This window comes from Paludisphaera rhizosphaerae (assembly GCF_011065895.1).
GTDB lineage: Bacteria > Planctomycetota > Planctomycetia > Isosphaerales > Isosphaeraceae > Paludisphaera > Paludisphaera rhizosphaerae.
Genome location: NZ_JAALCR010000038.1, coordinates 16802 through 40437 on the forward strand (window position 1 = coordinate 16802; position 23636 = coordinate 40437).

General features: G+C 65.7%; 23 protein-coding genes. 12 read left to right on the plus strand and 11 right to left on the minus strand.

The genetic code is table 11. The features are described 5' to 3' along the window. The first annotated feature begins 535 nt into the window (after positions 1–535). Together G5C50_RS28580 and G5C50_RS28585 are read left to right on the plus strand one after the other, a co-directional pair. Positions 536–1057: an HAD-IA family hydrolase gene (locus G5C50_RS28580; protein WP_165074590.1), complete on the plus strand. Its 522-nt coding sequence runs from the start codon at positions 536–538 to the stop codon at positions 1055–1057. 179 nt (positions 1058–1236) lie between these two features. Further along, positions 1237–3165 (plus strand): M36 family metallopeptidase, encoded by a 1929-nt coding sequence (locus G5C50_RS28585; RefSeq protein ID WP_165074592.1) that lies wholly within the window; start codon positions 1237–1239, stop codon positions 3163–3165. Between the two features lie 43 nt (positions 3166–3208). Here the strand turns inward: G5C50_RS28585 and G5C50_RS28590 are convergent, their stop codons facing one another. Together G5C50_RS28590 and G5C50_RS33345 are read right to left on the minus strand one after the other, a co-directional pair. Next, positions 3209–4222, minus strand: coding sequence for a ferritin-like domain-containing protein (locus G5C50_RS28590; RefSeq protein ID WP_165074594.1), 1014 nt, complete (start codon positions 4220–4222; stop codon positions 3209–3211). Positions 4223–4293: 71 nt separating this feature from the next. Further along, positions 4294–4758, minus strand: coding sequence for a transposase (locus G5C50_RS33345; RefSeq protein WP_407673614.1), 465 nt, complete (start codon positions 4756–4758; stop codon positions 4294–4296). A 948-nt stretch (positions 4759–5706) separates the two neighbouring features. Here G5C50_RS33345 and G5C50_RS28595 point away from each other — a divergent pair. The 5 genes from G5C50_RS28595 (at position 5707) to G5C50_RS28615 (ending at position 9339) form a co-directional block, all read left to right on the plus strand. Then, positions 5707–5937 (plus strand): hypothetical protein, encoded by a 231-nt coding sequence (locus G5C50_RS28595; RefSeq protein ID WP_165074596.1) that lies wholly within the window; start codon positions 5707–5709, stop codon positions 5935–5937. A 132-nt stretch (positions 5938–6069) separates the two neighbouring features. After that, positions 6070–6870 carry a 3-keto-disaccharide hydrolase gene (locus G5C50_RS28600; protein WP_165074598.1) on the plus strand — a complete coding sequence of 267 codons (801 nt, stop codon included), beginning with the start codon at positions 6070–6072 and terminating at the stop codon, positions 6868–6870. A 20-nt stretch (positions 6871–6890) separates the two neighbouring features. After that, complete coding sequence (locus G5C50_RS28605; protein WP_165074600.1) at positions 6891–7154, plus strand: hypothetical protein; 264 nt, start codon at positions 6891–6893, stop codon at positions 7152–7154. A gap of 439 nt (positions 7155–7593) precedes the next feature. Next, the gene (locus G5C50_RS28610; protein WP_206107896.1) at positions 7594–8616 is read left to right on the plus strand and encodes a family 43 glycosylhydrolase; all 1023 of its coding nucleotides are present in this window, start codon (positions 7594–7596) and stop codon (positions 8614–8616) included. Between the two features lie 63 nt (positions 8617–8679). Continuing rightward, on the plus strand, positions 8680–9339 hold the full coding sequence (locus G5C50_RS28615; RefSeq protein ID WP_165074604.1) for a class I SAM-dependent methyltransferase: 660 nt from the start codon (positions 8680–8682) through the stop codon (positions 9337–9339). 16 nt (positions 9340–9355) lie between these two features. On the opposite strand, the gene G5C50_RS28620 is transcribed toward G5C50_RS28615, so the two are convergent. From G5C50_RS28620 to lon, 3 genes are all read right to left on the minus strand, one after another. Next, positions 9356–10408 carry a linear amide C-N hydrolase gene (locus G5C50_RS28620; RefSeq protein WP_206107897.1) on the minus strand — a complete coding sequence of 351 codons (1053 nt, stop codon included), beginning with the start codon at positions 10406–10408 and terminating at the stop codon, positions 9356–9358. Positions 10409–10614: 206 nt separating this feature from the next. After that, positions 10615–11214, minus strand: a complete 600-nt coding sequence (locus G5C50_RS28625; protein WP_165074606.1) for a CHRD domain-containing protein — start codon at positions 11212–11214, stop codon at positions 10615–10617. A 194-nt stretch (positions 11215–11408) separates the two neighbouring features. Then, on the minus strand, positions 11409–13958 hold the full coding sequence (gene lon / locus G5C50_RS28630) for an endopeptidase La (protein WP_165074608.1): 2550 nt from the start codon (positions 13956–13958) through the stop codon (positions 11409–11411). Between the two features lie 421 nt (positions 13959–14379). Between lon and G5C50_RS28635 the strand changes: the two genes are divergently transcribed. The 4 genes from G5C50_RS28635 (at position 14380) to G5C50_RS28650 (ending at position 17764) form a co-directional block, all read left to right on the plus strand. Continuing rightward, the gene (locus G5C50_RS28635) at positions 14380–14973 is read left to right on the plus strand and encodes a DUF6940 family protein (RefSeq protein ID WP_165074610.1); all 594 of its coding nucleotides are present in this window, start codon (positions 14380–14382) and stop codon (positions 14971–14973) included. Positions 14974–15109: 136 nt separating this feature from the next. Continuing rightward, positions 15110–16129 carry a hypothetical protein gene (locus G5C50_RS28640; protein ID WP_165074612.1) on the plus strand — a complete coding sequence of 340 codons (1020 nt, stop codon included), beginning with the start codon at positions 15110–15112 and terminating at the stop codon, positions 16127–16129. 253 nt (positions 16130–16382) lie between these two features. Continuing rightward, a complete protein-coding gene (locus G5C50_RS28645; RefSeq protein WP_165074614.1) occupies positions 16383–17060 on the plus strand; it encodes a Uma2 family endonuclease in 678 nt (225 codons plus the stop codon). Next, the gene (locus G5C50_RS28650) at positions 17057–17764 is read left to right on the plus strand and encodes a hypothetical protein (protein WP_165074616.1); all 708 of its coding nucleotides are present in this window, start codon (positions 17057–17059) and stop codon (positions 17762–17764) included. Before G5C50_RS28645 ends, G5C50_RS28650 begins: the two co-directional genes overlap by 4 nt. Before the next feature lie 4 nt (positions 17765–17768). Here the strand turns inward: G5C50_RS28650 and G5C50_RS28655 are convergent, their stop codons facing one another. Together G5C50_RS28655 and G5C50_RS28660 are read right to left on the minus strand one after the other, a co-directional pair. Then, on the minus strand, positions 17769–18203 hold the full coding sequence (locus tag G5C50_RS28655) for a hypothetical protein (RefSeq protein ID WP_206107898.1): 435 nt from the start codon (positions 18201–18203) through the stop codon (positions 17769–17771). Between the two features lie 87 nt (positions 18204–18290). Further along, positions 18291–19160, minus strand: coding sequence for a DUF1559 domain-containing protein (locus G5C50_RS28660; RefSeq protein ID WP_165074620.1), 870 nt, complete (start codon positions 19158–19160; stop codon positions 18291–18293). A gap of 199 nt (positions 19161–19359) precedes the next feature. Between G5C50_RS28660 and G5C50_RS28665 the strand changes: the two genes are divergently transcribed. Then, complete coding sequence (locus tag G5C50_RS28665; RefSeq protein ID WP_165074622.1) at positions 19360–19953, plus strand: hypothetical protein; 594 nt, start codon at positions 19360–19362, stop codon at positions 19951–19953. Positions 19954–20156: 203 nt separating this feature from the next. Here the strand turns inward: G5C50_RS28665 and G5C50_RS28670 are convergent, their stop codons facing one another. The 4 genes from G5C50_RS28670 to G5C50_RS28685 are packed head-to-tail and all read right to left on the minus strand — an operon-like array spanning position 20157 to position 23585. After that, positions 20157–22043, minus strand: a complete 1887-nt coding sequence (locus G5C50_RS28670; protein WP_165074624.1) for a GTPase family protein — start codon at positions 22041–22043, stop codon at positions 20157–20159. 12 nt (positions 22044–22055) lie between these two features. Continuing rightward, positions 22056–23054, minus strand: a complete 999-nt coding sequence (locus G5C50_RS28675; RefSeq protein ID WP_165074626.1) for a HipA domain-containing protein — start codon at positions 23052–23054, stop codon at positions 22056–22058. After that, positions 23051–23380 carry a HipA N-terminal domain-containing protein gene (locus G5C50_RS28680; RefSeq protein WP_165074628.1) on the minus strand — a complete coding sequence of 110 codons (330 nt, stop codon included), beginning with the start codon at positions 23378–23380 and terminating at the stop codon, positions 23051–23053. The genes G5C50_RS28675 and G5C50_RS28680 overlap by 4 nt, the downstream gene beginning before the upstream one ends. Further along, complete coding sequence (locus tag G5C50_RS28685; protein WP_165074630.1) at positions 23367–23585, minus strand: helix-turn-helix domain-containing protein; 219 nt, start codon at positions 23583–23585, stop codon at positions 23367–23369. Before G5C50_RS28685 ends, G5C50_RS28680 begins: the two co-directional genes overlap by 14 nt. Between the last annotated feature and the right edge of the window lie 51 nt (positions 23586–23636).

Sequence of the window (23636 nt, forward strand, 5' to 3'; positions counted from 1 at the left end):
CGCGATCGTCATGGACTCGCAAGTCGCACCGAGCGCTCTTGGAAACGCGGAGGCGAATTCCAAAAATCGCCATATGCTGAAAAAACAGTCGATAAGACCGGAAGTCACTTGAATGTCGGCTCCCCGAGATTCTAAAATCCACGAAACCGGTTCATGGCCTGCAAGCCGCGGGGCGTTCTTCGGGAAGGCGGGCGGATCGGGGTCGACCTCTGGACTCAGTCGTCCCTCTTGCTCCAGACCCCGGCGGGACTCAAGGCGGGCGACCATTTCCGTTTCGTCTTCGTCGCCAGCGGCATCCGTGACGCGACCTCCACGAACATCGCCGACTACAACGGTTTCGTGAAAGCGCAGGCGGGAGGGCCACGTACAACAAAGCGGTGGTCGACTGCTGGCTCGCCATCAGCTCGACGGCTTTAGTCGACGCTATCGATCACATCGGCCAGGGGGCCGCGCCCGTGTACATGTCTGACGGGACGCCGGTCACCACCAGTACGACCCACGCGAGTGCTTTCCGATCTTTTGGGACAGATACCGCATGTTCAGGATTGCATTTTTCGATCTGGGCGAGACGCTAATCCACGACATGACCCCGTTTCCGGGCTCGATCCAGGCGCTTCAGGCGATCGGCCAGCTTGACACCGAGAGCGGACAACGGTTAACCCTCGGCCTCGTCTCCGATTTCCTCGCCGCCGGTCCGCCCGTGAACGAGGCGACGATCTCCGCCAGGGAGGAGCAGTATCGGGGCATCCTCGCGGCGACCGGTTTGGCCGGCTTCTTCGAGCCGTTCGCGAAGCGCGTGACGCTCTCGACCAGGGCGGGCGTGAACAAGCCCGACCGCCGCATTTTCGAACTGGCGCTCGAACGATCGGGCGTCGAGGCGCAGCTATCCGAGTGCGCGTTCGTGACCGAGACGATCGCACACCTTGAGCAATCCAGGGCGTTCGGAATGACCGCCATTCGGTTCGGAGCCGGACCGGGGATCACCCCAGCGTTCTCGGACTGGGGAGATGCGCCCGCCCTCTTCGCACGCCTCTTGGGTCGCCAGGATCCAGGCTGACTCTCCGTCGTCGTCGAGCGGGCCGGTTCGCGGACCGCGCCCCGATCCGTTTCGACGGCTCGCTTCGCGGCATCGAGGACTTGGAGACGATCCAAGGATTCACCAGGTCCGGGAATGGCGATTCCCATGTTTTCAATCGCGATCTCCCGGGTCGTCTTCTTCTGAAGGGGACCAGTGTCATGGGACGGGAAATCGACCTGCGAAATCGACTTGCAACTCGACTCACGGAAGCACGGAGGCAAGACCTCCACGCCAAGGCCGCCGATATCTCGAACGCCATGCCCGTCAACCAGGCTATAGCGATCGAGTCCTTCAGCCATGAAACGGGCAATCCGTCGAAAATCGTCGCCACCGGCCAAACGCCGACCAAGGACCAGTACATCAAGCGAGCGCTCGATTACGTCCAGGACATCGGCCCGGCGCTGGGCTTCGCCCCGACGCAGGCGACGGAGTACGTCCCCGACCCGAACGTCCAAAAGACGAGCACCGGCGCGACCGCGGTCTACCTCCAGCAGCATTACAAGGGGATCCCGATCTTCCAGGCGGCGCAGACCGTCCGATTTTCCCCGAACGATACGCTGACCGACACCGTGGGCGATACGATCACGGTCGATCAGCCCTTGCCGGTCGCTCCCCGGTTGAGTGTTCAAGAAGCCGTGCTCAAGGCCGCTCAGCACGTTGCGGAGCCCACCCCGGACGAAATGGGCGAGAAGGATCAATTCGGCGAGGCCATGGATCATCCCAAGGTCGACGTGCAGGGATTTCAGCCCAAGGTGACCGCGATGTTCGCGTCGCGAGCGGATCATCCTTGCGTGCTCGAAGCCGGGCCCTTCGGCAGTGAATTCAAGGCGAACCTCATCTGGTTCCCCGCGGCGACCGGGTTGCTGCTCGGCTGGGAGATCATCGTCACCATGCCGGGCTACGAAGGGCAATTCCGCACGATCGTCGACGCCGACAACGGGGAGATCCTCTACTGCAAGGACCTGGTCAAGTCCCTCTTTCGGGCGAACGTCGTGTTCCCGGATGGATCGACGCCACGTCAGATGAAGACGTTACCAATTCCTCTGGCCGACTTGACGCTCCCTGCTCCACCGCCCGGAAGTCTTCCCAACGGCTTTCCGGATCCCTGGGTCGCGTCCGACCGCACGATCGGAAACTGCGTCCGCGCTCATCTTGGAGTCAACGGCCCATCGTTCCAGGGCTTACCCCAGGGCGGAGACGTCGTATTCGACCCCGCCAGCCCCACGGGCGACGAGCAGAAAGTTCTAAACATCTTCTATCTCAACTGCTTCATCCACGACTTTTTCTATCTGCTTCATTTCCGCGAAGCCGATGGGAATTTCCAAACCGACAAGTTCGGTCGCGGGGGAATCGGAGGCGACCCCGTCGATGCCCGCGCTCACAGTGGAGTTGTGCGGGGGACCGCCAACATGATTACGCCGGTCGAGGGGACGAACCCGATCATGAACATGGGGCTGGTCAGCTCGACGAATCGACACACGGCTTTCGACGCTTCGGTCGTCTTCCACGAATTCACTCATGGGGTGACTAACCGGCTCGTCGCCGGGCCTCAGAACACGTCGGCCCTGGAGGCGCCCCAGAGCATCGGGATGGGAGAGGGTTGGGGCGACTACATCGCCTGCACGATCCTGAAGAAGGACGTGGTCGGCGACTGGGTGGTCGGCCGAGCCCAGGGAATTCGCGGTTTTCCCTACGACAGCGCCTTCCCCGATCACTTCGGCAAGCTTGGCGCAGGGCGCTACGCCGCCGATCCGAATTCCGGCCAGCCCAGGGACGAGCACAACGTCGGCGAGATCTGGTGCGCGACTCTGAGGGAGATGAATCGCAACATCGGCGACTCGCTCGGCCTTCAACTCGTGGTCGACGCGCTGAAGCTGGCCCCGCCCAATCCCAGCTTCCTCGAAATGCGCGACTCGATCCTGACCGCGCTCGACAATCAACTCGTCGCGGGCAAGCTCTCGCCCCCGGAGCACGACGCGGCCAGAGTGGGCGTCTGGAAAGCCTTCGCGAAGTTCGGCATGGGACCCGCCGCCCAGTCGAACGGGTCCCAGCTCAATGGCATCGTCGCCGATTTCCAGACCCCCTAGTCACATCGAAGGGCGGCCCTGATCGGACCGCGAGTCGGTCCGATCAGGCGTCGACAAGCCGGAAACAGGGCCCGTAATTCCCCTGGCCGTTGGGAATCGGGATGCTGACGATGTCGACCGCGAGCTCCTCCAGCTTCCTCATGAGCCTGACCGCTGCCGAGAGCCGGGCGCTCGGCGACGGGTCGCCCGGCGTCCACGACCAGGCCGATTCGAGCGTCCGCAGCATGTCCGAATATTTGTGGTCGAAGGCGTCCAGCTTTTCCCAGACGTCGGCGGTAACGTCGGCCTTCAGATAACCGCCCTGGGGGATCTCGGCCACGGGATAGCTGTCGGGCATGGCGACTGGATCGCCGGTGAACGAGAATATTCCAGTGGCTGCGTCCTTCACCAGATGGCGCCCAGTCGCAATTTCCTTGAACAGATAATAGTGGGCGAAGGTCGAGGGATCGGGGCTGTCGGGCGAATCATCCGACCCTTCTCCCTGATGTTTGATCAAGGCGATCGCCGACGCGATCTCATCGGGCTGGGTCAATTTCGTCAGATCGAGGGTCGCCGATTCGACCTGATTGGCATCGGAAAGGACCGGCGCCAGCCTGGTGAATGCGGCCGAGATCGCGTCGTAGAACTCGCCAATGGTGGGGAATGTCTCGTCGACGAGCGCCAGCGGATTCTCCGGCAGCTCGATATGCGTGAAGAGTTCGGCCGAGGTCTTGGACAAGCCGCTCAACGTGACCCAGAGGTCGGGATGGACACCGCCCGGCAAGTATGTCGGGTACGCGGGCACGACGTCGGGCTCGGCCATTCTGGGACGCTCGCCGAGCCCGGCCAACAGGTTGCAGACGATCCCCATGTGCCGCATCTCGTCGATCGCGATCCCCAGGATCGTCTGGGCCACATCGCCGTCGAGATCCTTGATCGACCACAGCGCCGTGAGGTAGGGGGGGATCGTGGCGAATTCGAGTTGTACGGCCGCCTGAAGGCTCCTCTTGAGCCAAGCGAGATCATGGTCTTCGGGCGGGACCTTCATTAATTCGACGATCGCATTTGCACTCGTCATTGTACGACCCCTCGTAGCAGGCTCGCAACGATTGGACACGCACGGTCTAAATGGGATATGAGGATGTGATCCTAGATAGGCGAAAAGACGCTGCCTAGTAGAATCGCCGAACTCACCTCCGTCCAGAAGAATTTCGGAAAACGTTCAAAAAGTAACTTGGCGAGCCCGAGGCTTACAGGCACCTCGCACCAGATCTTAAGCTGAGCAGAAGGACGTTGATGCTTGTGACTTTCACGATGAGTGATCGGCCGTACCTGGCGAAGCCCTGTTCGACGGCGGTCCTGAGCCCCGATCGCGTGGTGTAGCTCCTGGCCGGGATCTCTTGGTGCTTCACCTCGCGAAAGACGGGCTCGACCCGGTTCAATCCACTCCGGCGAGTACAGCGGCAAAAAGCACAGGTCGATCCCCGCGTCGGCCAAGGCCTTCCGCGCCGCCCGGACCACCCCGCTGGCGTGGAAGGCGGCGTTGTCCAGAACCACCTCGCGCGGCGCCTTCGACCACGGCAGGGCCTCGCGTCGAACGTGATCATTGAACACGAGATCTTGAGCAGGTCCAGGACGAGCCCTTCAGCCGGACCATGGCGTGGTGCGCGCAGGTTGCGATTGAACTCGGCGCGCGTGATCCGCTTATGACGCTCCGCATGGCGTCGCGCGGGCTATCTACGGTTGGTGGACGCCTCTGGCGCGTCGCTGCCGACGTGGCGGGTTGAGGAGATCTGGCGTGACGGAGCGGCTCGCGGCGACGTCGTCGTGATCGCCACGGATCGGGGTTGCCGATGGGTTCACGGATGATCGTTTCGACGATCCCTTCGTGCGGGTCCTGTGCGGCCCTCTCCCCCTCCCGAAACGAGTTTCAGCGAGCCTCCCCGAAATCACGGCGATCGCCGGAAAGGAAAAGCAATCGGAGGGTAAACTTCAAATAGAGAGTCAGGCTGCGAAGGCTCTTTGGCATCTCGGTTGGATTACGGCGGCGGGCGCGTGCAGGTTGAAAACCTGCGCGAACGAACCCGATGCTCGCCGGCTGCGAGATCGCGGCCGACGGTATGGCCGCGGCGACGTCGGCGCGACGCCCGCCCCAGATCCGCGGTCGGTTGAGTGGGAGCGGCGGTCCATTTCTCGTCAAACGGAGCCAAAATTTGGAATCGGCGGAAGTGGTTTGACGAGCGTGTTTTGTGTTGAGTTCTCGGGCTCCATGCGACGGCGAGCGAACCCAAAAGCGAAGCCGATCGTGAAGGCGGCGGGCGGCGCATCGGGGGCGTGGGAGGGGTGATGGCTTTGGCCGCATCGGTCGTCGACGGGGAGTCGGGAGCCACGAAAAGGCGCGCGAACGAAGCCGTGGGGGCGTCGGTTGATGAGCGGCTTTGCGAGTCGGCGGGTCGGGGAAATTGCGGCGGGTCGGATTCCGACTTATGCTTGGAGCCGGCCTGTGCGATCACGCCTCGACAACAGCGCCGGCGAAAGCGCGATCCGTTTTGGAGACCGACCATGCGAGTCTTCCGACCGCGATTGAGGACGCTGCTCGGCTTGGTGGCGCTTGCGGCCGTCGTCATGGCGGGGGTGTCATGGTGGCGAAGAACGACGGTGGTTTGGGAGGTGATGGAGATCTCGGTCGTTCCATTGCAGCCTGATCCGAACGATCCGGCCGGCGACGGGGGCCGCCGCATCAGACGCATGTACGCCGACGGCCGGGTCGAGGTCCTCCCGGTCGCGGAATGAGCTGCGGGTCGAGAGGGGCGTCGAAATTGCAGTCGGTCGACTCCCCCCTTATGCTTGAGCCGTCTGATCCGGGGGATTCGATCGCCCCAGAAACGATCTGGCAGACCCTCACCGACCGGAGAACTCTCCGCCATGCCTCCCCGCCGCCTGCTCGCCCTGCCCCTCGTCGCCACGACGTTCGTCGCCGGCGCCCTCGCCATTGAAGAGGGCAAGAAGCCCGGCTACAAGGACACGCCCTATCTCCCCGGGGACAAGTGGCGGGTCCACGACGCCGACCGTCCCCATCCGCCGGTCGTCACCCCGGGCGCCACCGTGGGACAGGCCCCGTCGGACGCCGTCGTCCTGTTCGACGGCAAGGACCTCTCGAAATGGCGCGGCGACCACGGCGACGCGACCTGGGAGGTCGTCGACGGCTCGGCCGTCGCGACCAAGAAGGGGGTCGGCTCGTTGGTCTCGCGCGAGGAGTTCGGCGACTGCCAGATCCACCTCGAATGGACCGCGCCCAATCCGCCGAAGGGGAACGACCAGGGTCGCGGCAACAGCGGCGTCCTGATCTTCGGCCGGTATGAGATCCAGGTGCTCGACAACTTCAACAACCCGACCTACGCCGACGGCCACGCCGGCGCGGTCTACGGCCAGCACCCGCCTCTGGTCAACGCCCTGCGCCCGCCCGGCGAGTGGCAGAGCTACGACATCCTCTTCACCGCCCCCAAGTTCAAGGACGACGGCTCGGTGGACAAGCCCGCGCACGTCACGGTGATCGTCAACGGCGTGGTCGTCCAGAACAACGCGGAGATCATCGGCTCCGTCGCCTTCCGGGCCCTCGGCCGCTACCAGAAGCACGGTCCCAAGGGCCCGATCGTCCTTCAGGACCACGGCAACCCCGTCCGCTTCCGCAACATCTGGGTCCGGCCGATCGGCGCGGAGAGCTGAGAACCCATGAGGGGCCGCCGATGAAGACGACCGGGCCGACTTCGGGCTATATCGCACCTGAGTACAGAGTGGCCTGTGCGGCCGTCGTCGGCATCGCGTGCGGGTTGGGCTGCGCCCTGCTTCAGGGGGCGGCGGAGACCATCGGCGGTCCCTCGATTCTCTCATCCAAGGTTCTGCCGATGGCCTTCTGCGGCCTGACGGCGGCGGCGTTCCTGAGTCGAATGGGCTTGCGGTCTCGAAGGACGATCAAGACGAGGTCGATCACGGACGATCTCCTGGCTTGACGAGGTGGACGTGATGCCGATCAGGGTCTTGATCCTTCGCATGATCGGTTGGACCCTTTTTGGCGCTGTCCTCGGGGCCGCGTGCCTTATTGCTGTGGATGTCTTGGGCGGTTCCAAGAGGCTCGGTGCATTCCTGGGTCCCTCGGTGATGAATGTCGGGACGATGTTGGGCCTAAGAGAGTATTGGATGTGGCGTAGGGACCGGGATAAGCCAGCCTCGAAAGCGGACGATCCCCTCGCCTGAGGTTGACGACCGGCACGTTCCTGACAGCCACGAATTGCGGGGACCTTCAGGGAAATCCGTCTTCCCCTCCAGGGATTCGATAGCCATCGAATGCTCGCCTTGAACGCGACGCCGATCCCCCCCTCATCCGGCCGGTTCCCGGCCACCTTCCCCCGCGAGGGGGGAAGGTCGTTATGGACTTGTTCGAGGAAGATGATGTCGATCATGACGACGCGGCGTTTGATTGTCGCCCTGACCTTCGTCGCGGCGGCGGGGCGGGCTTTCGCCGAGGACGGCAAGGCCCCTGCTCCGGGGTCGCCGATCGTCTTCTCGGACGACTCGCGGTTGGGTAAGCCGTACGCCAAGGATCCCTCGGTCGTGAAGTTCCGGGGGGCGTACTGGATGTACTACTCGCTCCCCGGGATGAAGGCCGGCCCCCAGGGGTTCGCGCTGGGGTGGTCGATCGGCGTGGCGAAGAGCGACGACCTCAAGAGCTGGAAGAAGGTCGGCGAGATCCTCCCCGAGCAGGAGGTCGAGCGCAACGGGATCTGCGCGCCGGGGGCGCGGGTGGTTGGCGACCGGCTCCACCTGTTCTACCAGACGTACGGCAACGGCGCCCGCGACGCCATCTGCCACGCCGTCTCCGAAGACGGCGTCCACTTCGACCGCGACAAGAGCAACCCCGTGTTCCACCCCACCGGGGCCTGGAGCGTCGGCCGGGCGATTGACGCGGAGCTGTTCGAGTGGAAGGGGAAGTACTTCCTCTACTACGCGACCCGCGACCCCGAGATGAAGATTCAGATGCTCGGAGTGGCGACCTCTGCCGGCCCGGATTCGTTCGGCAGCGGCGGCTGGACCGACCTCAGCGTCGACGGCCCGCTCCTGAAGCCGGAACTTCCCTGGGAGGGCAAGTGCATCGAGGCCGCGTCGCTCTGCACCCGTGACGGCAAGGTCTTCATGTTCTACGCCGGCGCGTTCAACAACGCCCCCCAGCAGATCGGCGTCGCCGTCAGCGACGACGCCGTCCACTTCCAGCGCCTGAGCGACAAGCCCTTCCTCCCCAACGGCCCGCCCGGCTCGTGGAACTCCTCCGAGTCCGGCCACCCCGGCGTCTTCGTCGACGACGACGGGTCGACATATCTCTTCTATCAGGGGAACGACACGAAGGGCAAAACCTGGAGCCTGGCTCGCCTTCGCGTGGAATGGAAGGACGGCAAGCCCGTCCCGGCGGCCGAGTGAGCGAGGGTTCGTGAATCTCGTCGACAGGGCGACGGTGCAGATTGAAGTCCAGGGGGAGTGCGGATGGGCGCTTATCAGATCCTTCGGCGCATCAGCCGCATGCCGGGAGTCCGCTCGCTCATCCCGCAGGGCCTGCGCAATCGCGGGATCAGCCTGCTGCGGAGAGATTCGGTCGCCGACTTCCCCGACCGCGTCTATATGGAGAAGTCCATCCTTCCCGCCGTGGTCGCCCTCGACCCCCGGCGCGTGCTGGATGTGGGGGTCGAGACCTACACGCAGCACTACCACACGTTCTATCCTGAGACCTGCGAGTACTGGACGATCGACTTCAACCCGGACGTGGTCCCGCTGGCCCGGCCCGGCCGCCACGTCCTGGGTGACGTTCGCGAGGCCGACAAGCATTTCGACCCCGCCTCGATCGACGTCGTCCTGGCCAACGGCCCGTTCGGCTTCGGGATCGACTCCGAGGTCGAGCAGGCCGAGACGATCGAGACGATCCGACGACTGCTGACGCCCCGGGGCTGGATGCTCATCGGCTGGAACCAGGCCGGCGACGGACTCCCCACCGTCGCCGCCGGCCGCCAGCCGGGCCACATCGTCGACCCAACCCGGCTGGCCGTCGTCCGCGACCACTTCGACCACGTCGGCCCCGGCGGGCTCCCCGCCCGCAAGACGTTCGGCGACTGCTCCCACGTCTACGACTGGTTCCGCGCCCGCTCTTGAATCGGACGGACGGCGCTCAGTCGACCTTGGCGGGGAGGAACGTGAACGGCTCCGACCTGCGGAACGAGGTCGAGGCGTCGCCGTTGTACGTGGTCCCATCGGACAGTGTGAGCTTCTTGACGGGAGAGCCCTCCGCGAAGTCGATTTCCGAGAGCTTCACCCAGAACACCGTCGGGCTGGTGGCGGAGTCGAAGTAGAGGGTTCGGTCCTTCGCGTCGTGGACCGTCCGCCAGACCGTGCTGGCGATGTTCGGCTCTCCCGGCGTGGTGATCCCCAGCGGGACCGAGACGCTCCGGATCACGCTGAAGATCGTCGCGAGCGCCCGCGATTCATCGGAGATCGGCGGGATCGTCTTGATGAAGTACGACGCCCGCACGAAACGGTCGGCGGCGCGGATCCCGCCCGGCAGCATGACGTCGCCGCCGATCGCGTCCCAGTAGCCGTTGATCGCGAGCTGCCTGTCGAACGTCGGCGAGTTGGTCATCACCGGGTACTCCCGGCCGTGGTGGATCTTGAGGACGCCGCCGATGTACTCGAAGACCGCGGTGTCCCCGGTCGGGTCGGTGATCGCCAGGTGGCCGGTCGCCGGGCTGCCGTTGGGCAGGATCGGGGCGACGACCCGGAAGGGCTCCTTGCGGAGGGCTTCCACGGCCTCGGCGACGGTCCCGAACTGGTCGAGCACGTACTGGGTCCACAGGCTGATCGAGAGGGTCGGCTTCGAGCCGTCGGCCTTGCCGTAGTCGGACTCGGCCAGGTACAGGATGTTGGCGACGAGCCCCTTCTCGTTCATGCCGTCGACGCTCGCGATCTCGTACATCGTGGCGACCACGCTGCCGTACTTGCTCGTCCACGAGAACGAGTTCGACCCGGCCGCCCCGTCCCGCTTCACGCCCCGAGGCAGCGCGTAGAGGTTCGTCCGGGTGTCCTCCATCCAGTCGAACGACCGGGCCACGAGCACCCCGTGATCGGGGCCGAGATACACGCACCGCGTGCAGGCGAGCGCAACGTCGCTCGCCGAACCGAGGATCACGACGGCGACCGCGAGTGATCGAAAGATGGCTTTCATCATGGTACAAGCGTCTCTTCGAATGAACCTTCGACCGCGACCGCATCGCGCACGGTCCTGCTCAAAGCGTAGGACGCGAATCGCGGCGAGGAGGTCTCCAAGAGCCAAGCTTGATCCAGAACGACTTCGAAACGAGAGAGCCGGATCGGTCGGGCTGGGCCCGTTCCCATCCGGCTCGACTGATGGACGGTTTCGGTCGTTTTAGACGCTTATGCGCGGGCCTTGCGGCGACGGCTGAGGGCCAGGACGCCGATCGCGCCGCACCCCAGCAGGGCGATGCTTGAGGGCTCAGGGATAGGCGCGAGGAAGCCTCGGATTTCGCCGCCCGGGGCGAACGTCGTGTGGATGTTCAGATAGGCGCGGCCTTCCGCCAGGGCGGTCGCGAACGCCGCTTCCGCGAGGGGGACGGTATTGCCGTTGGCCGTGACGTAGGCGGGGTTGTAGAACGAGGCGAGGCTGGTGTCGAACGTCTGGTCGTAGGTGCCGGACGTCACGCCCAGGGGGAAGCCGCTGAACGTCGGAACCTGGGTGGCGACGATCGCCGTCCCGGTTCCCGGCACGGTCGTCGCGGCGTGGATGTGCGAGGCCGTCGTGGTGCCCAACAGCCCGCTGAAGGTGACGGAGATGTGGAGGGAGTGGGCGGCCAGGTCGAAATCCACCTGAGCGAAGCCCGTGCCGGGCGACGCGTTCGGCGGGCTCTCGGCCGGCCCGCTCAGGGTCGCAAAGTACGTGATCAGTGCAGCCTGAGAGACCGAGGGGGCGGCCAGGACGAGGGCCAATACGAATGACGTCCCGACGATGCGGATCATGATCTGTCTCCGGAAAGGATGCGAGGGAATTGGGATGCCCCGGAGAGTAGCAGGCCCTGGCCCAGAATCCAAGATAGTAGTTTGGATATGCAAAAACCGCTTATTTGAATCTGCGAACGAAAAAACCGGACGAAGCAGGTAGGATTCCCTGCTCTCGCCCGGTTTGGCATCTTCACGATCGGAAGCGTCTGGAATCAGCCCACGGGTTCCAGGACCCGAGGCTCGACTGGCGAGGACGACGGCTCGAAGACGATGGCGAAGACCTCGTCGAGGTTCGAGACGCAGTGGAAAACCAAGGCCTCACGGACGTCGGCCGGGATGTCTTCGAGGTCGGCCTCGTTCTTCTTGGGGAGGATGATCTCCTTGACCCCGGCGCGGTGGGCGCCGAGGACTTTTTCCTTCACGCCGCCGATCGGCAGGACGCGGCCTCGCAGGGTGATCTCACCCGTCATGGCGACGTCGCTGCGCACCGGGCGGTTGGTCAGGGCCGAGACGATCGCCGAGGCCATCGCCACGCCCGCCGAGGGGCCGTCCTTGGGGATGGCGCCCGCAGGTACGTGGATGTGGACCTCGATCGGGCCCGTCCGGTCGTCGGGGATCTTCAGGGCCCGCGCGTTGGTCGCGGCGTAGGTCACGGCGGCCCGCGCCGATTCCTTCATTACGTCGCCGAGCTGGCCGGTCAGGATCAGGCCGACGCTGCCGGGGCCCGCGTAGGTCCCGTCGCCCTCTTCGGGCTTGCGACCGGACTGGAGCCGGCGGACGGCGGCCTCGACGAACATGATGTCGCCGCCGGCCGGGGTGTAGTACATGCCCGTGGCCACGCCGACTTCCGGCCCCTCGCTGACGTGCTCCGGGTGAACCCGGGGCCGACCCAGCAGGTCGTGGACGTCGTCCGCGTCGATGGTCAGGTCGACGGTCTGGCCGGCGGCGAGCTTTCGCGCCAGCTTGCGGGTCACGGCGCCGATCTGGCGTTCCAGCTGGCGGACGCCGCTCTCGCGGGTGTACTCGCTGACGACCGCCGCCACGGCCTTTTCGCTGAACGTCACGCCGGAGTCCATCAGGCCCGATTCCTCAAGCTGCCGGGGGATCAGGTACGTCTTGGCGATCTCGGCCTTCTCGCGCTCGGTGTAGCCTGCGAAGTCCACCACCTCCATCCGGTCCAGAAGCGGGCCGGGGATGTTCTGGATGAAGTTCGCCGTGGCCACGAAGAGCACCTCGCTCAGGTCGAACGGGATGTTCATGTAGTTGTCGGTGAACGTATCGTTCTGCGCCGGGTCAAGGACTTCCAGCAGCGCGCTGGCGGGGTCGCCCTGGTGGGAGATCCCCAGCTTGTCGACCTCGTCGAGCAGGAAGACGGGGTTCTTGGTCCCGGCTTGCTTGAGGCCCTGGATGATCCGGCCCGGCATGGCGCCGACATACGTTCGACGGTGGCCGCGGATGTCGGCCTCGTCGCGGATGCCGCCGAGTGCGACGCGGACGTACTTCCGCCCCAGCGCCCGGGCGATCGACTTGGCGATCGACGTCTTTCCCACGCCCGGCGGGCCGACGAACAGCAGGATCGGGCCGCGGGCCATCGCCTTGGCCTTCGCCTCCTTGCCGTCGGTGATCGTCTTGTCGTCGTCGACCTTCGCGGCCAGCGACGGCGTGGCGGTCTCCTTGGCGTCCTTCAGCTTCGACGCGGCGCACTCGCCGGACGTCTCGACCTCCTCGGCCACCTTCTTGGCGCGGAGCTGGCGCACGGCCAGGAACTCCAGGACGCGGTCCTTGACGTCCTCCAGCCCGTAGTGGTCGTTGTCGAGAACCTCGGTGGCGTGCTTGAGGTCCAGGTCGTCGTCCGACCGCGTGTTCCAGGGGAGCTCGGCGATCCACTCCAGGTAGGTGCGGATGACCTGCGCTTCCATCGACTCGCGGCCTGAGCGCTCCAGTCGGCCCAGCTCGCGCTCGACCTCGGCGCGGCCCTCCTTGGGGAGTTCCAGCTTGCCGAGCTTCTCGCGCAGCTCGATCATCTCACGCGACTGGTCGTCGTCGCCCAGCTCCTTCTGGATGGCCTTGAGCTGTTCGCGCAGGAACATCTCGCGCTGGCGTTCGCCCAGCTCTTCCTGCACCTGCGACTTGATCTCGGCCTGCGCGGCGAGCATGCCGATCTGGCGCTGCATCTGGATGAGGACACGGCGCAGCCGCTCCTCGACGCCGAGGGTCTCCAGCAGCAACTGCTTGTCGGCCACAGGCAGCTCGACGTAGCCGGCCACGAGGTCGGCGAACCGGCCGGGCTCGGTGACCGAGTCGAGAACCTGGTGCAGCACCTCGTCGGGAAGGCCGCGACGCTCGCCCAGCTCCATCGCCCGCTCGCGGGTTTCCTTGTACAACGCGGCGAACGCGGCGTCGTTCTCGTCGAGAGGCGGGACCTCGGCGATCGGCATGAGGTCGGCGGTGAGATAGTCCTGATCGTCGTGATAGTTGAGCACGACGGCGCGGTGCTCGCCCTGGAGCAAGAGCTGGACGCCCCCCAGCCCGCGCTGGACCTGGCCGATCTTCCCGACCACGCCCATCGTGTAAAGCTGGTCGGTCGTCGGCTCGTCGACGTTCTCGCGCTGGGCGACCGCGAAGACCTCCCGGTTCTCCTTCAGCGCCGCCTCGATCGCATGCAGCGTACCAGGCCGACCCACTCCGATCGGCACCGTCAGCCCCGGATAAATCACGGTGCCCCGCAAAGGCAGCACCGGCAGTGTTTGTCGTTCCGCCATCCTTTCGCCTCCTCCCTTCCCTATGCTCGACCCGCTACCGTAGTAATCTAGTAGGTGTACGAACGGTCGCCGTCAAGTGTGCGAATAAATACGAAGGCGCATCAAGGACGGCCGTCGGCGAGACCGCCGAAGGCGGCGCTCACGAGGGTATAGTAGGACGACACGGCGACATCGTCCGATTTCTCCTCGCCGGAACGGTCCTCCTGCATCGGAGCGAACCTGGTGACCGCCTCCCCGACGCCGGATAAGAATGATGGAGAGCCTTCCCAAGACCGCGACCGCCTCCGCGAAGCGTGTCTTGAGCGTCTCCGGCAAGAGGTGCGGATTGGACTCGAGCAAATCGAGCGCGGCGAGTTGATCCCGCTGGACGTTTGGGGGACTCTCGCCCGCGCCCGGGCGCGTCGCGCGGGGAGATGAAATCGTGTGGCGACTGGAGAGCGAGAGCCCCAGAGCGGATCTGGTACGCTGGCGGATCACAGGCCAGGACGGCGTCGACCTGTCCTTCGGCGACATGCTGACGCGGCTTTCCAACGAGAAGGCGTTTCGTGAGGCGTGGATTGGGGCGCTCCGAAGCGTGCCCATGGATGCGTACTGCTGGGAGTGCCCACCCGTAACGGCGACGACGTCTTCGCGACCCTTTGAGTGTGTGTTGGTTGAGAGCCCTCTCCTCCGCAGGCTGACTCCGGATCCCAGTCCCTTCGCCGAGCACCTCACCAGCGACTGTAGCGTCGTCGCCTTCTCAAACCTTGGAGGAGATTCCCTACTCATCGTTCCTTGCCCAAGGTCGGGCCGCGACTTCGCCCACCTCGCGAGGTTCATGAAGGCCGCCGACGACTCGCAGGTCGACGAACTCTGGCGACAGGTCGGCGCGAGCGTCCTGGAGAGGCTGGGGGAGGTGCCGTTGTGGCTGAGCACCGCCGGACTCGGCGTTTCCTGGCTGCACGTGCGCCTGGACAGCCGGCCCAAGTACTACCGGCATACGCCCTACAAAACCCCTCCAGCGAATCACTGGTGAGTTGTGTCGATTGTTTCTGACAAAACCGTCTTGATTGGTGAAGTCGCATGGTGCATGCTGTGGGAAACGGGCTTTTCGCGACGCGAGGCTGCGCCGGGGGCTCGTCCCCACCCGCTTGCAGCATGGAGGTCCGACCATGGCGGACCGCACCGATCGGCGGCGATTTTTGAATGCGACGCTCCTGGGGGCGGCTGGCGCCGGGGCGGCGCTGAGTCGTGAGGAGACGATCCTGGGGGCGGCGGTCGACGAGGGGAAGGTCGACGCGCCGGCGCGGCCCGTCTACAAGGGGGATCCCCTGCCCCGCGGCCGGCTCGGCAAGCTGGAGATCAGCCGGCTGATCATGGGGGGGAACCTCGTCGGCGGCTTCGCGCACAGCCGCGATTTGCTCTACGTCTCGCGGCTGCTCCGCGAGTACAACACCGACGACCGGATCTTCGAGACGCTGGCCCTGGCCGAGAGGTCCGGCATCAACACCGTCCAGTTCAACACGGGCTGCTATCCTTATATCGAAAAGTACAACCGAGAACACGGCGGCAAGATGCAGGCGATCCTCTGCGTCGACGCCGATTTCAACGACCCGGTCAGGGTGAAGGACCAGATTCAGGAGATGGTGGGTCGGGGCGTGGCCGCGCTTTACACCCACGGCATGTTCACCGACCGCTGCGTGATGAACGGCAAGCTCGACGTGGTGGCGAAGTACGTCGAGATGATCAAGGCGGCGGGCGTTCCCGCCGGCGTGGGGAGCCACTCGCTGGAGACGACGATCGCCAGCGAGAAGGAAGGCTGGAACCCCGACTATTACGTCAAGACGTTCCACCCCGACGCCTACTGGTCGGCCTCGCCGCCGGAGGCTCGCGACGAGTGGTGCTGGTATCGCGAATACAGCCAGGACCACGACAAGTACCACGACAACATCTTCTGCGTCAGCCCGACCCGCACCGAGGAGGTCATGAAGGCCGCCAATAAGCCCTGGCTCGCCTTCAAGGTCATGGCCGCCGGCGCTCTGACGCCCCAGGTCGGCTTCCAGTTCGCCTACTCCCACGGGGCCGACTTCATCATCGCCGGCATGTTCGACTTCCAGGTCGCCGACGACGTCAGCATCGCCGTCAAGGCCCTGAAACGCAGCCAGAAGCGCGAACGCCCCTGGTTTGGGTGAGTCTTGCAAGCTGCGACCTCTGGTTCCCTCTCCCGCCGGGAGAGGGTGGCCCGAAGGGCCGGGTGAGGGTCGTCGGACCTGGACGCATGGCCTGGGTTTGCCGCTAGCAAGGCCGACATGCCCTCCGCGCTCCGGTGACCCTCATCCGCCGCTGCGCGGCACCTTCTCCCGAGGGGAGAAGGGACGACTTGCCATCATGGCGGTTCCGGGCCAGAATCCAGGGACTCCCCGTCCGTCGCCCGGAGGAACGCCCATGCCGGTCTCCACCTCGAAGAAGACGACGCCGCGATTCGCGACCGTCGCCGACCTGCTGAAGCGCCTCGGCGATATTCCCGCTGAGCGCGTGCGCCTGGATCCATTTCCGGGCATGGCGACGGAGCGGGACCGGATTGCGGCGGAGAGGCGTGACGATCGGTTGTATGAACTTATCGACGGCGTCCTGGTTGAGAAGGCGACGGGTTCGGAGGAGTCGTGCTGGACAGCCCTCCTGTGCTGTTACCTGTACGGCCACGTCCTGAAGCATGACCTCGGGATGGTCATGGGCCCCAACGGGCCGGTTCGTCTAGGGCGTCAACAGGTCCGACAGCCGGACCTGTCCTTCATCTCCTGGGAACGTAATCCCAGATCGAACGCCCGGGGCGAATGCCTCACAGTGGCCCCGGACCTGGCGGTTCAGGTTCTCAAAAGGACGAACACCCCGGGCGAAATGGCTCGAAGGCTCGACGAGTATTTCCGAACCGGCGTGCGGTTGGTCTGGCTCGTCGACCCTCGCAAGCGCGAGGTTCGCGTGTACGGCTCGCCCACAGCGCCGGCGGTGGTGCTGACGGCGGCCGACGTGCTCGAGGGCGGCGAGGTCGTCCCTGGCTTTCGCCTCGCCCTGGGCGAGTGGTTCGCCCAGGCGGAGAGCCGTGGGCCGAAGGGTGGTCGATGATCCACATTCTCAAGGGCGGCACCGACGCCGCCGGCATGCTTCTGTTCGATCCTCAGGCCCTTCCGGAGGATTTCGACGAGAGGACCCGCGGCGAGGCGGCGCAAACTCTGGAGGAGGCGGCCCGTGAGGGGAGGCTCTTCCGGCTGGAGCCCGGCGGGAACGGCTCGTACTCGCTGGGCCTCTGCGTCGGCGAGGAGCCGCCGGAGGATGTCGCCGACTTCCTCCGGCTTGTGGACGAGGCGGACCGACTGATCGTCCGCAACCGCTTGTTCTTCGCCGGGATTGAGTACGGCTTCCGCGACGACGGTTCGTTCCTGGCCAAACACCCGCACATGGGCGAGTACGCCGACGTACCGCCCGGGACGTACCGGCTCCGGCTTTTCGTGGCCGATTATCCCGAGGGGATCGTCGAGGACCGCCTGCGCGGGCGGGTCGCCGGCGCGGCGGTCTGGCTCGACGGAATCATGCGGCGGTTCCTGCTGCCGATCGGCAGCCTGGGGGCGATCGCCGGCATGATCGGCCTGGCCCTGATGGGCTGGCGCGAGTGGCGCGTTACGGCGCTCCCCGTCAGCCTCGCTATGGTCCTCCCCGCCTTCGTCGTCTCGCTCCTGCCCGCCTATCGCGAGGCTCGCGAAGCCCGCCGCGACGTCGAGGACGGCCTGCCTGACTACTGGGCCGTGCTGGAACGAGTCTCTGACGCCTGAGCGCTCACGCGAGGTCGTCGAACACCTTCGGCTTGGGCTTGGGCTTGGCGGTCTTGCGTGAAACCATGGCGAACATCGGCGGCAGCGCCGGGACTCCGTAGATGAGGATGAAGGTCGCTACGAGCCACTGATCCGCCATGGCGAACTGGACGGCGGCGATCGGCAGGCAGATCATCAACAAGACGCCGACGACCCACGGCGGAACCGGGATCGGGCGGTTCGCCCAGAGGAGCCTGGCGACCCAGAAGGCAAGGACCAGAATCGGGCCGACCACGGCGACGGCCGTCAGGATCCCCCACCGGCCCGAGGCCAGCGACGCAGCCGTGCCGACGGCCAGAATCAACCCCATCAGCCCCGCCAGGCCGAAGAGGATCACTGCCAGAGCCCGCGTGAGTATCTGATCTCGTCGATCGGATGCCGCGTACGTTGGGGGATTCATCATCGCACCCTCCTTTTGCTCGTGGCTTCGTCGCCGCGGCGCGATTATTGAACCCCGCTTCGGAATTCCGAGATCCGTCGCTTCACGTCAGTAGGCGTCGGCCCCGACGACCTCGCCCCCCGCTCGGCTGGAGAGGGCCTGGTAGATGGACAGGTTGATCGACGCCTTGAGGAACCGGACGGAGCCGTCGCCGAAGAGCATGTTGATGCCGCCGGGGTGTCGACAGGCGGCGTCCTGGTCGTTCATGTCGCGGGAATTGGGGACGTGGCTGGACTGGAAGAGCGTCGTGTGGGCGTGGTCGTCGTCCGGTTCCTCCTTCACGGCGCCGATCCAGACGGTCTCGGCGTCGAAGTGGTCGTGCGAGCCGATCTCCACGGCGAACGTCCCGTTGTGCCGCTCGGAGGCCGCGAGCGTTTGCGAGAGGCCGTCGGTCACGTCGCTGAAGCTCACCACCGTGTTGCGCTGGAAGAGGCCCCGACGGTCCGTCGGGTCGGCGTCCATGCTCCCGGGGCCGAACGAGGCGACGTAGCTGGAATCGGCGTAGCGGAAGCCGTCGCGCTCCAGGAACTTCCCCGGCGAGGTCTCGTCCGACGGGCAGAGGTAGAACGAGATCGGAGTCGTCGCCGTCGTCGAGTTCACCCCGTTCCAGAGCGGCAGGCTGTAATTCGCCGAATCGAAGAGGGCCCGCTGCTCCACCCCCGGCAGGATCATCGCCCCCCAGCCAAACCCCCCTCGGCTGTAATTCGTCGCGAAGACGTAGCCCATCGGCAGCTTGGTGTGGGCATCGTGATAGCCGTGGAACGCCAGGCCGATCTGCTTCAGGTTGTTCACGCAAGAGATCCGCCGCGCCGCCTCTCGCGCCGCCTGCACCGCCGGCAACAGCAAGGCGATCAACACCGCGATGATGGCGATCACGACGAGCAACTCGATCAACGTGAACCCGCGGACTCGACGCATGACGAAGCCCTTCCGGAGAGGGAGGCTCAGGCCGGTGATACGAAATTCCGTTTCGTAATATCGCGCCCAGCCCGCTGCCGCAATGGTCCAGTCGATCGCGGTCGACGATTCCGAGCGTCCGTTGACGGATGTCGGACGAGGGGAGTAGAGTGATGCTCCACGACGGATGTCAGAGTGGCGGAGAGACGAGATGCCCAGGGTGAGTTCCCGGAAGCGGCCGTCGAAGGAGCCCGAGCGGATGGGGATCGGCGCGGCGATGGCCGGGGTCGGACTCGTGGCGTTCGGACTGGCGTTCCTGCGAGGGCGGAACCCGGGGTACGTGGGGGCGTTCGGGCCGCTGCTGGCGGTGATGCTCTGGATCTTCTTCGAGGGGGTGATCCGTCGTCGTCGGATGGAGGGCTTCCACTATGCGACGGCCATCGTCACCGTGCCGGTCTCGGGGATGATCGCGCGGTGGATCGCGCTGGGACGGTTCCGACCACTGGGGCCGCTCGCCGGCCTGGCGTCGCCCTGGTTCGTGGGGCTGGGCGAGTTCCTGATCGGCGGCGCGATCAGTCTGCTGCTGGGGGTGTCGGCGGGGTGGGTGGTCCGTCGGTTGGAGCAGGCGCGGGGATGGGACCTCGCGCCGATGTTCCGGGGGGCGGTCGTCGGTTCGTTCCTCGCGGTTCCGATCATGCTCGCCCTCTGGGGGCCGACGTGGAACGACACCTCGACCGTCGAGCGTTCGTGGCAGATCGGTGCGCTGGCCGCCGGCTTCGTCGCCGGCGGCTTTACCGGAGCGGCGCGGGGGTGACGGTTCAGGACGGCTCCGAGATCAGCGCGGGTGCCATGGCCACGCTTGCGTGGCCATGAACCGGTGTGGGAGGACCGCGAGACCGTCGCCGATCGCATGGCCACGCAAGCGTGGCCATGGCACCCAGGTCAGCTCCTCGTCCGGTGTGTGAGTGGGCTCAAGAAAAGTGGCGGGTTGTCAGGTGGCGGCGCGGGGATGACGGCTCAGGAAGCCGGCTCTGAGATCAGCGCCGCTTTGCGCAAGACCAGCGCCTCCGCGGGGGGCTGTTCGACGCGGAGGGCGCCCAGGCCCAGGTCGACGACGCCTCCCACGCGGCGTTCCAGGTCGGTCAGGTCGCGGTCGAGGGCGGAGAGGGCCTCGGCGTGGGTCCGGACCGAGGCGCAGGCCTCGGCGGCGTCTCGGCAGAGGGAGTCCAGCAGCGGGGCCTTCGCCAGGCGCTCGACGACGGCCTTCAGGTCCTGGTCGAGCCCCCGGTTGAGCCGGTGCAGCAGGATCGCGCCGATCGCCACGCCCCACAGGAGGCACCAGAAGAGCGCCTGGAAGACGAAGTCCAGGCCGAGCAACTGCGAACCCTGGATCATGTGGTCATAGAAGAAATTCTTGGCCATGTGCAGGACGAGCCAGGCCGGGAGCAGGGCGAAGAGGACTTCGAAGACGAGGTGCGTGGTTTTGCCGGCCAGGCGGGCCACGCGCTTCTCGACGACCTCATTGATCTCGGCGTCGAGCCGGCGGTAGACGTCGACGGCGACTGTGGCGAGCTGCTCGGCGGAGAAGTCGCCGCCGTCGTCGCCGGGGGCGGGGCGGATCTGGGCCTCGTTCTCGTAGCCTTGCAGGACCGTCCGCGCGTGGGCGAGGTCGCCTTCGGTCAGGCCGAGGTCGGCCTCGGCCGTCAGCGCGGCGGCGGCGCGGCTCTCGCGCCATTTCTCGCCGACCATCGACACGGCCGTCCAGCCGCCCGCGAGGATCGCCTGCGTGGGCGTCCGGGCGCGGAGGAGGATCAACGATCGGATCAGCGTCCCGGCCGCCGACCAGAGGCCGATCAGCGAGGCCAGCGGGCCCGCGCCCCACGTCTGGTTGAGTTGCCGCAGGACCCGGGACCGCCAGAGCCGGCGGTTGGCGTCGATCCGCTCGGACATCTTGGCGGCGATCTTGGCGGAGAGCCGGGCGCGCTCGTGGGCCATGGCGGATTCCAGCTTGGCTACCTTCGCCATGCCGGCGTCGACGGGCGTGCGGATCGCCCCCAGCAGCCAGCCGTAGAGGCCCAGCAGGTTGGCGCGTCGGATCCGGTGCCGGGCGCGGCTGGCCAGTTCGTGCTCCAGCAGGTCGCGGAACTTGGCGAAGTCTGCGTCAACGGGCTCGCCGCGCTCCTGGGCCTTGAGGGCCTCGGCGGCGTCCAGGCGGAAGACCTCCGGCACGCGCAGGCCGAGCGTATCCAGGTAGCGGCGGAGGTCGGGCCGGTTGTCGTGGTCGACCGACGCGTGCGTCTGGACGAACAGGATCTGCCGCCCCGGCGCGTTCCGCTTCAGCTCCTGGCCGACGACGTGCGACTTGTACTTCTGCGAGGTCGCCGTGTGGACCATCACGTCGCAGTGGGGCATCACCGCGCGGAGGATGTCCAGATGCCGCTCACCCCCCTGCCCGTCTTCCGGGTCCTGCGTGTCCGGGTCAGGGCAGTCGATCAGGATCATCTGTTCGAGCAAGGGGATGTTCAGGCGATGGATCTCAATGGAGTCCTCGCCCAGCCCGAGGAACGAAGGGTCGACGTCGGGATGGCAGGCGACGACCGCTCGTCGCGTCATCGGCCGGAACTCCTTCCCCGCCCGGCTGACCCGCCTTCCCAGCAGCGCATTGAAGAGCGTGCTCTTCCCCGTCCCCGACCCGCCCATGAACCCGACCACCAGCGCGCGGTCGAGGTCGATCTCCGGCACGCACAGCCGAGCGTCCAGCCGAGCGACCAGCCCCTTCGCCTCTTCAAAGGGCGGCCAAACCGGCGCGTCCTTCGCCCAGGCCGTCAGCCGTTGGTGCAGACGATCGAAGCCGGCGAGCAGATGCTCGCGCTCCCAATCCGCCTTGGTGAATCGGTCGGCCATTGGCAGGGTCACCTATCTTCGCGAATCGGAGTAAGAATAGGAAAAGGCCTTGGTTCGATCGTCGACATGCTTCCTGTACGATTCCTTGCACTCGTCCGAAAGCCGCGAGGAATCGATGAGGGAAAACACGTCGGGCCTTTTGGCGATGAAGGCTTCGAGGATGCGCCTGGAACGGGTCTCGACGAGATCGAGCCTCCGGGCGAACTCCACGAAGTCATCGTAGGCGTAAAAGCCGTTCGCCTTGTAGCTCTCCGTCTCAAATCCATCCGCGAACAGATCGAGGGCGGTTTGCGACTCCCCCGGCAGGTGCAACCGCGTGTTCAGCAGGTCGTAAGCCGGAGTCAGGGCGTACGCGCCGGTCAGGTTGCTCCTGATGAGCGAGAAGTTCTTCGCATGGGCGTCGCCGTTATGGACGAGGTAGTTGAAGGCCACCAGCGCGAAATACCGTTCCAGATCCACCTTGGACGTGGGGACGTAGCGTCGGATCAGTCGGCCGATTTCCTCGTAGGAGAAGTCGTACTTGTAGTTCTTGCCGTGAGTCTCCTCGGACCTGGACGCGATCTGGGCGAAATCCTCTTGGAGCAAGCGACTGCCATCAGCCTGGACGTCGAAACGGCGTACGAGGTACGCGACCTCCCCATCGCTGAAGGATACCAGCGCGTTCTCCGCCACGGCGATCTTGAACACCCGGCGGGCGATCTGCATCGTCAGGTGCTCATTGATCGGGACCATGTCCAGCCGATCGAACGACCCATGCGGCCTGGGCTTGAGGATATACTGTCCACCCGCCGCCGCCATCTCCAGTTTGCCGTCTCTCAGGGCGAGCGGAATCTTGGTCTGGACGCCCGATATCGACATCCGTCCGGAAACGTCCTCGCGCTTCGCTCGATCGTAATCCGGGCGCGAGAAGGGTAGCTCGAAGGGGACTTTCTTGCCGTCGAAGAGTCGTTTGCGACACGGGGCGCAGAAGGTCGCCTGATCGGCCTTGAGACAGCCCGGGCACCGCGTCATGACGAGGCCACCTCCTCGACCGTAACGCCTCCGATCGTCTCCACCTCGCAGGTCTTCAGGAGCCGCGTGAAATGGTCGTCCTCGTCGATCTTCAGGGCTCGACACTGGAACGCCTTGTCCTCTCCTTCCGCCATCAATCCGAAAAAGAACGGGAAGAGGATCGATGACTCGAAGGGGGCTTCCCGCTTGGGGAAGGAGAGACTGATGGCGGGGAGCCTGGGATCGACCAGATAGCCCGGCGCGTACTGGAAGCGGTAGACGCCGGCGTGGCCCTTGGTCAGCACGCCCGCGAACACTCCCCGGCAGTACACGTTAGCTTGACGCATCGATCGACTTTTCCGCCAGTTGCAGTTCCAGGCCCAGGACATCCGCGATCTTGGCAAGCTGGTTGATCGTCGGATTCGCCCGGCCGTTCTCGAGGTCGGTCAGGCCTCGCAGCGTCACCCCGGCGAGTTCGGCGAGGTCCCTTTGACGCAGGCGCAGGTTCTTCCGCCGCTGGCGGAGCCTCTCCCCTATTTCGTGGTTCGTCATGGATTCTGACACCCCCCGCTCGACACCGTCAAAGAGGGTCGGACCTGGGTA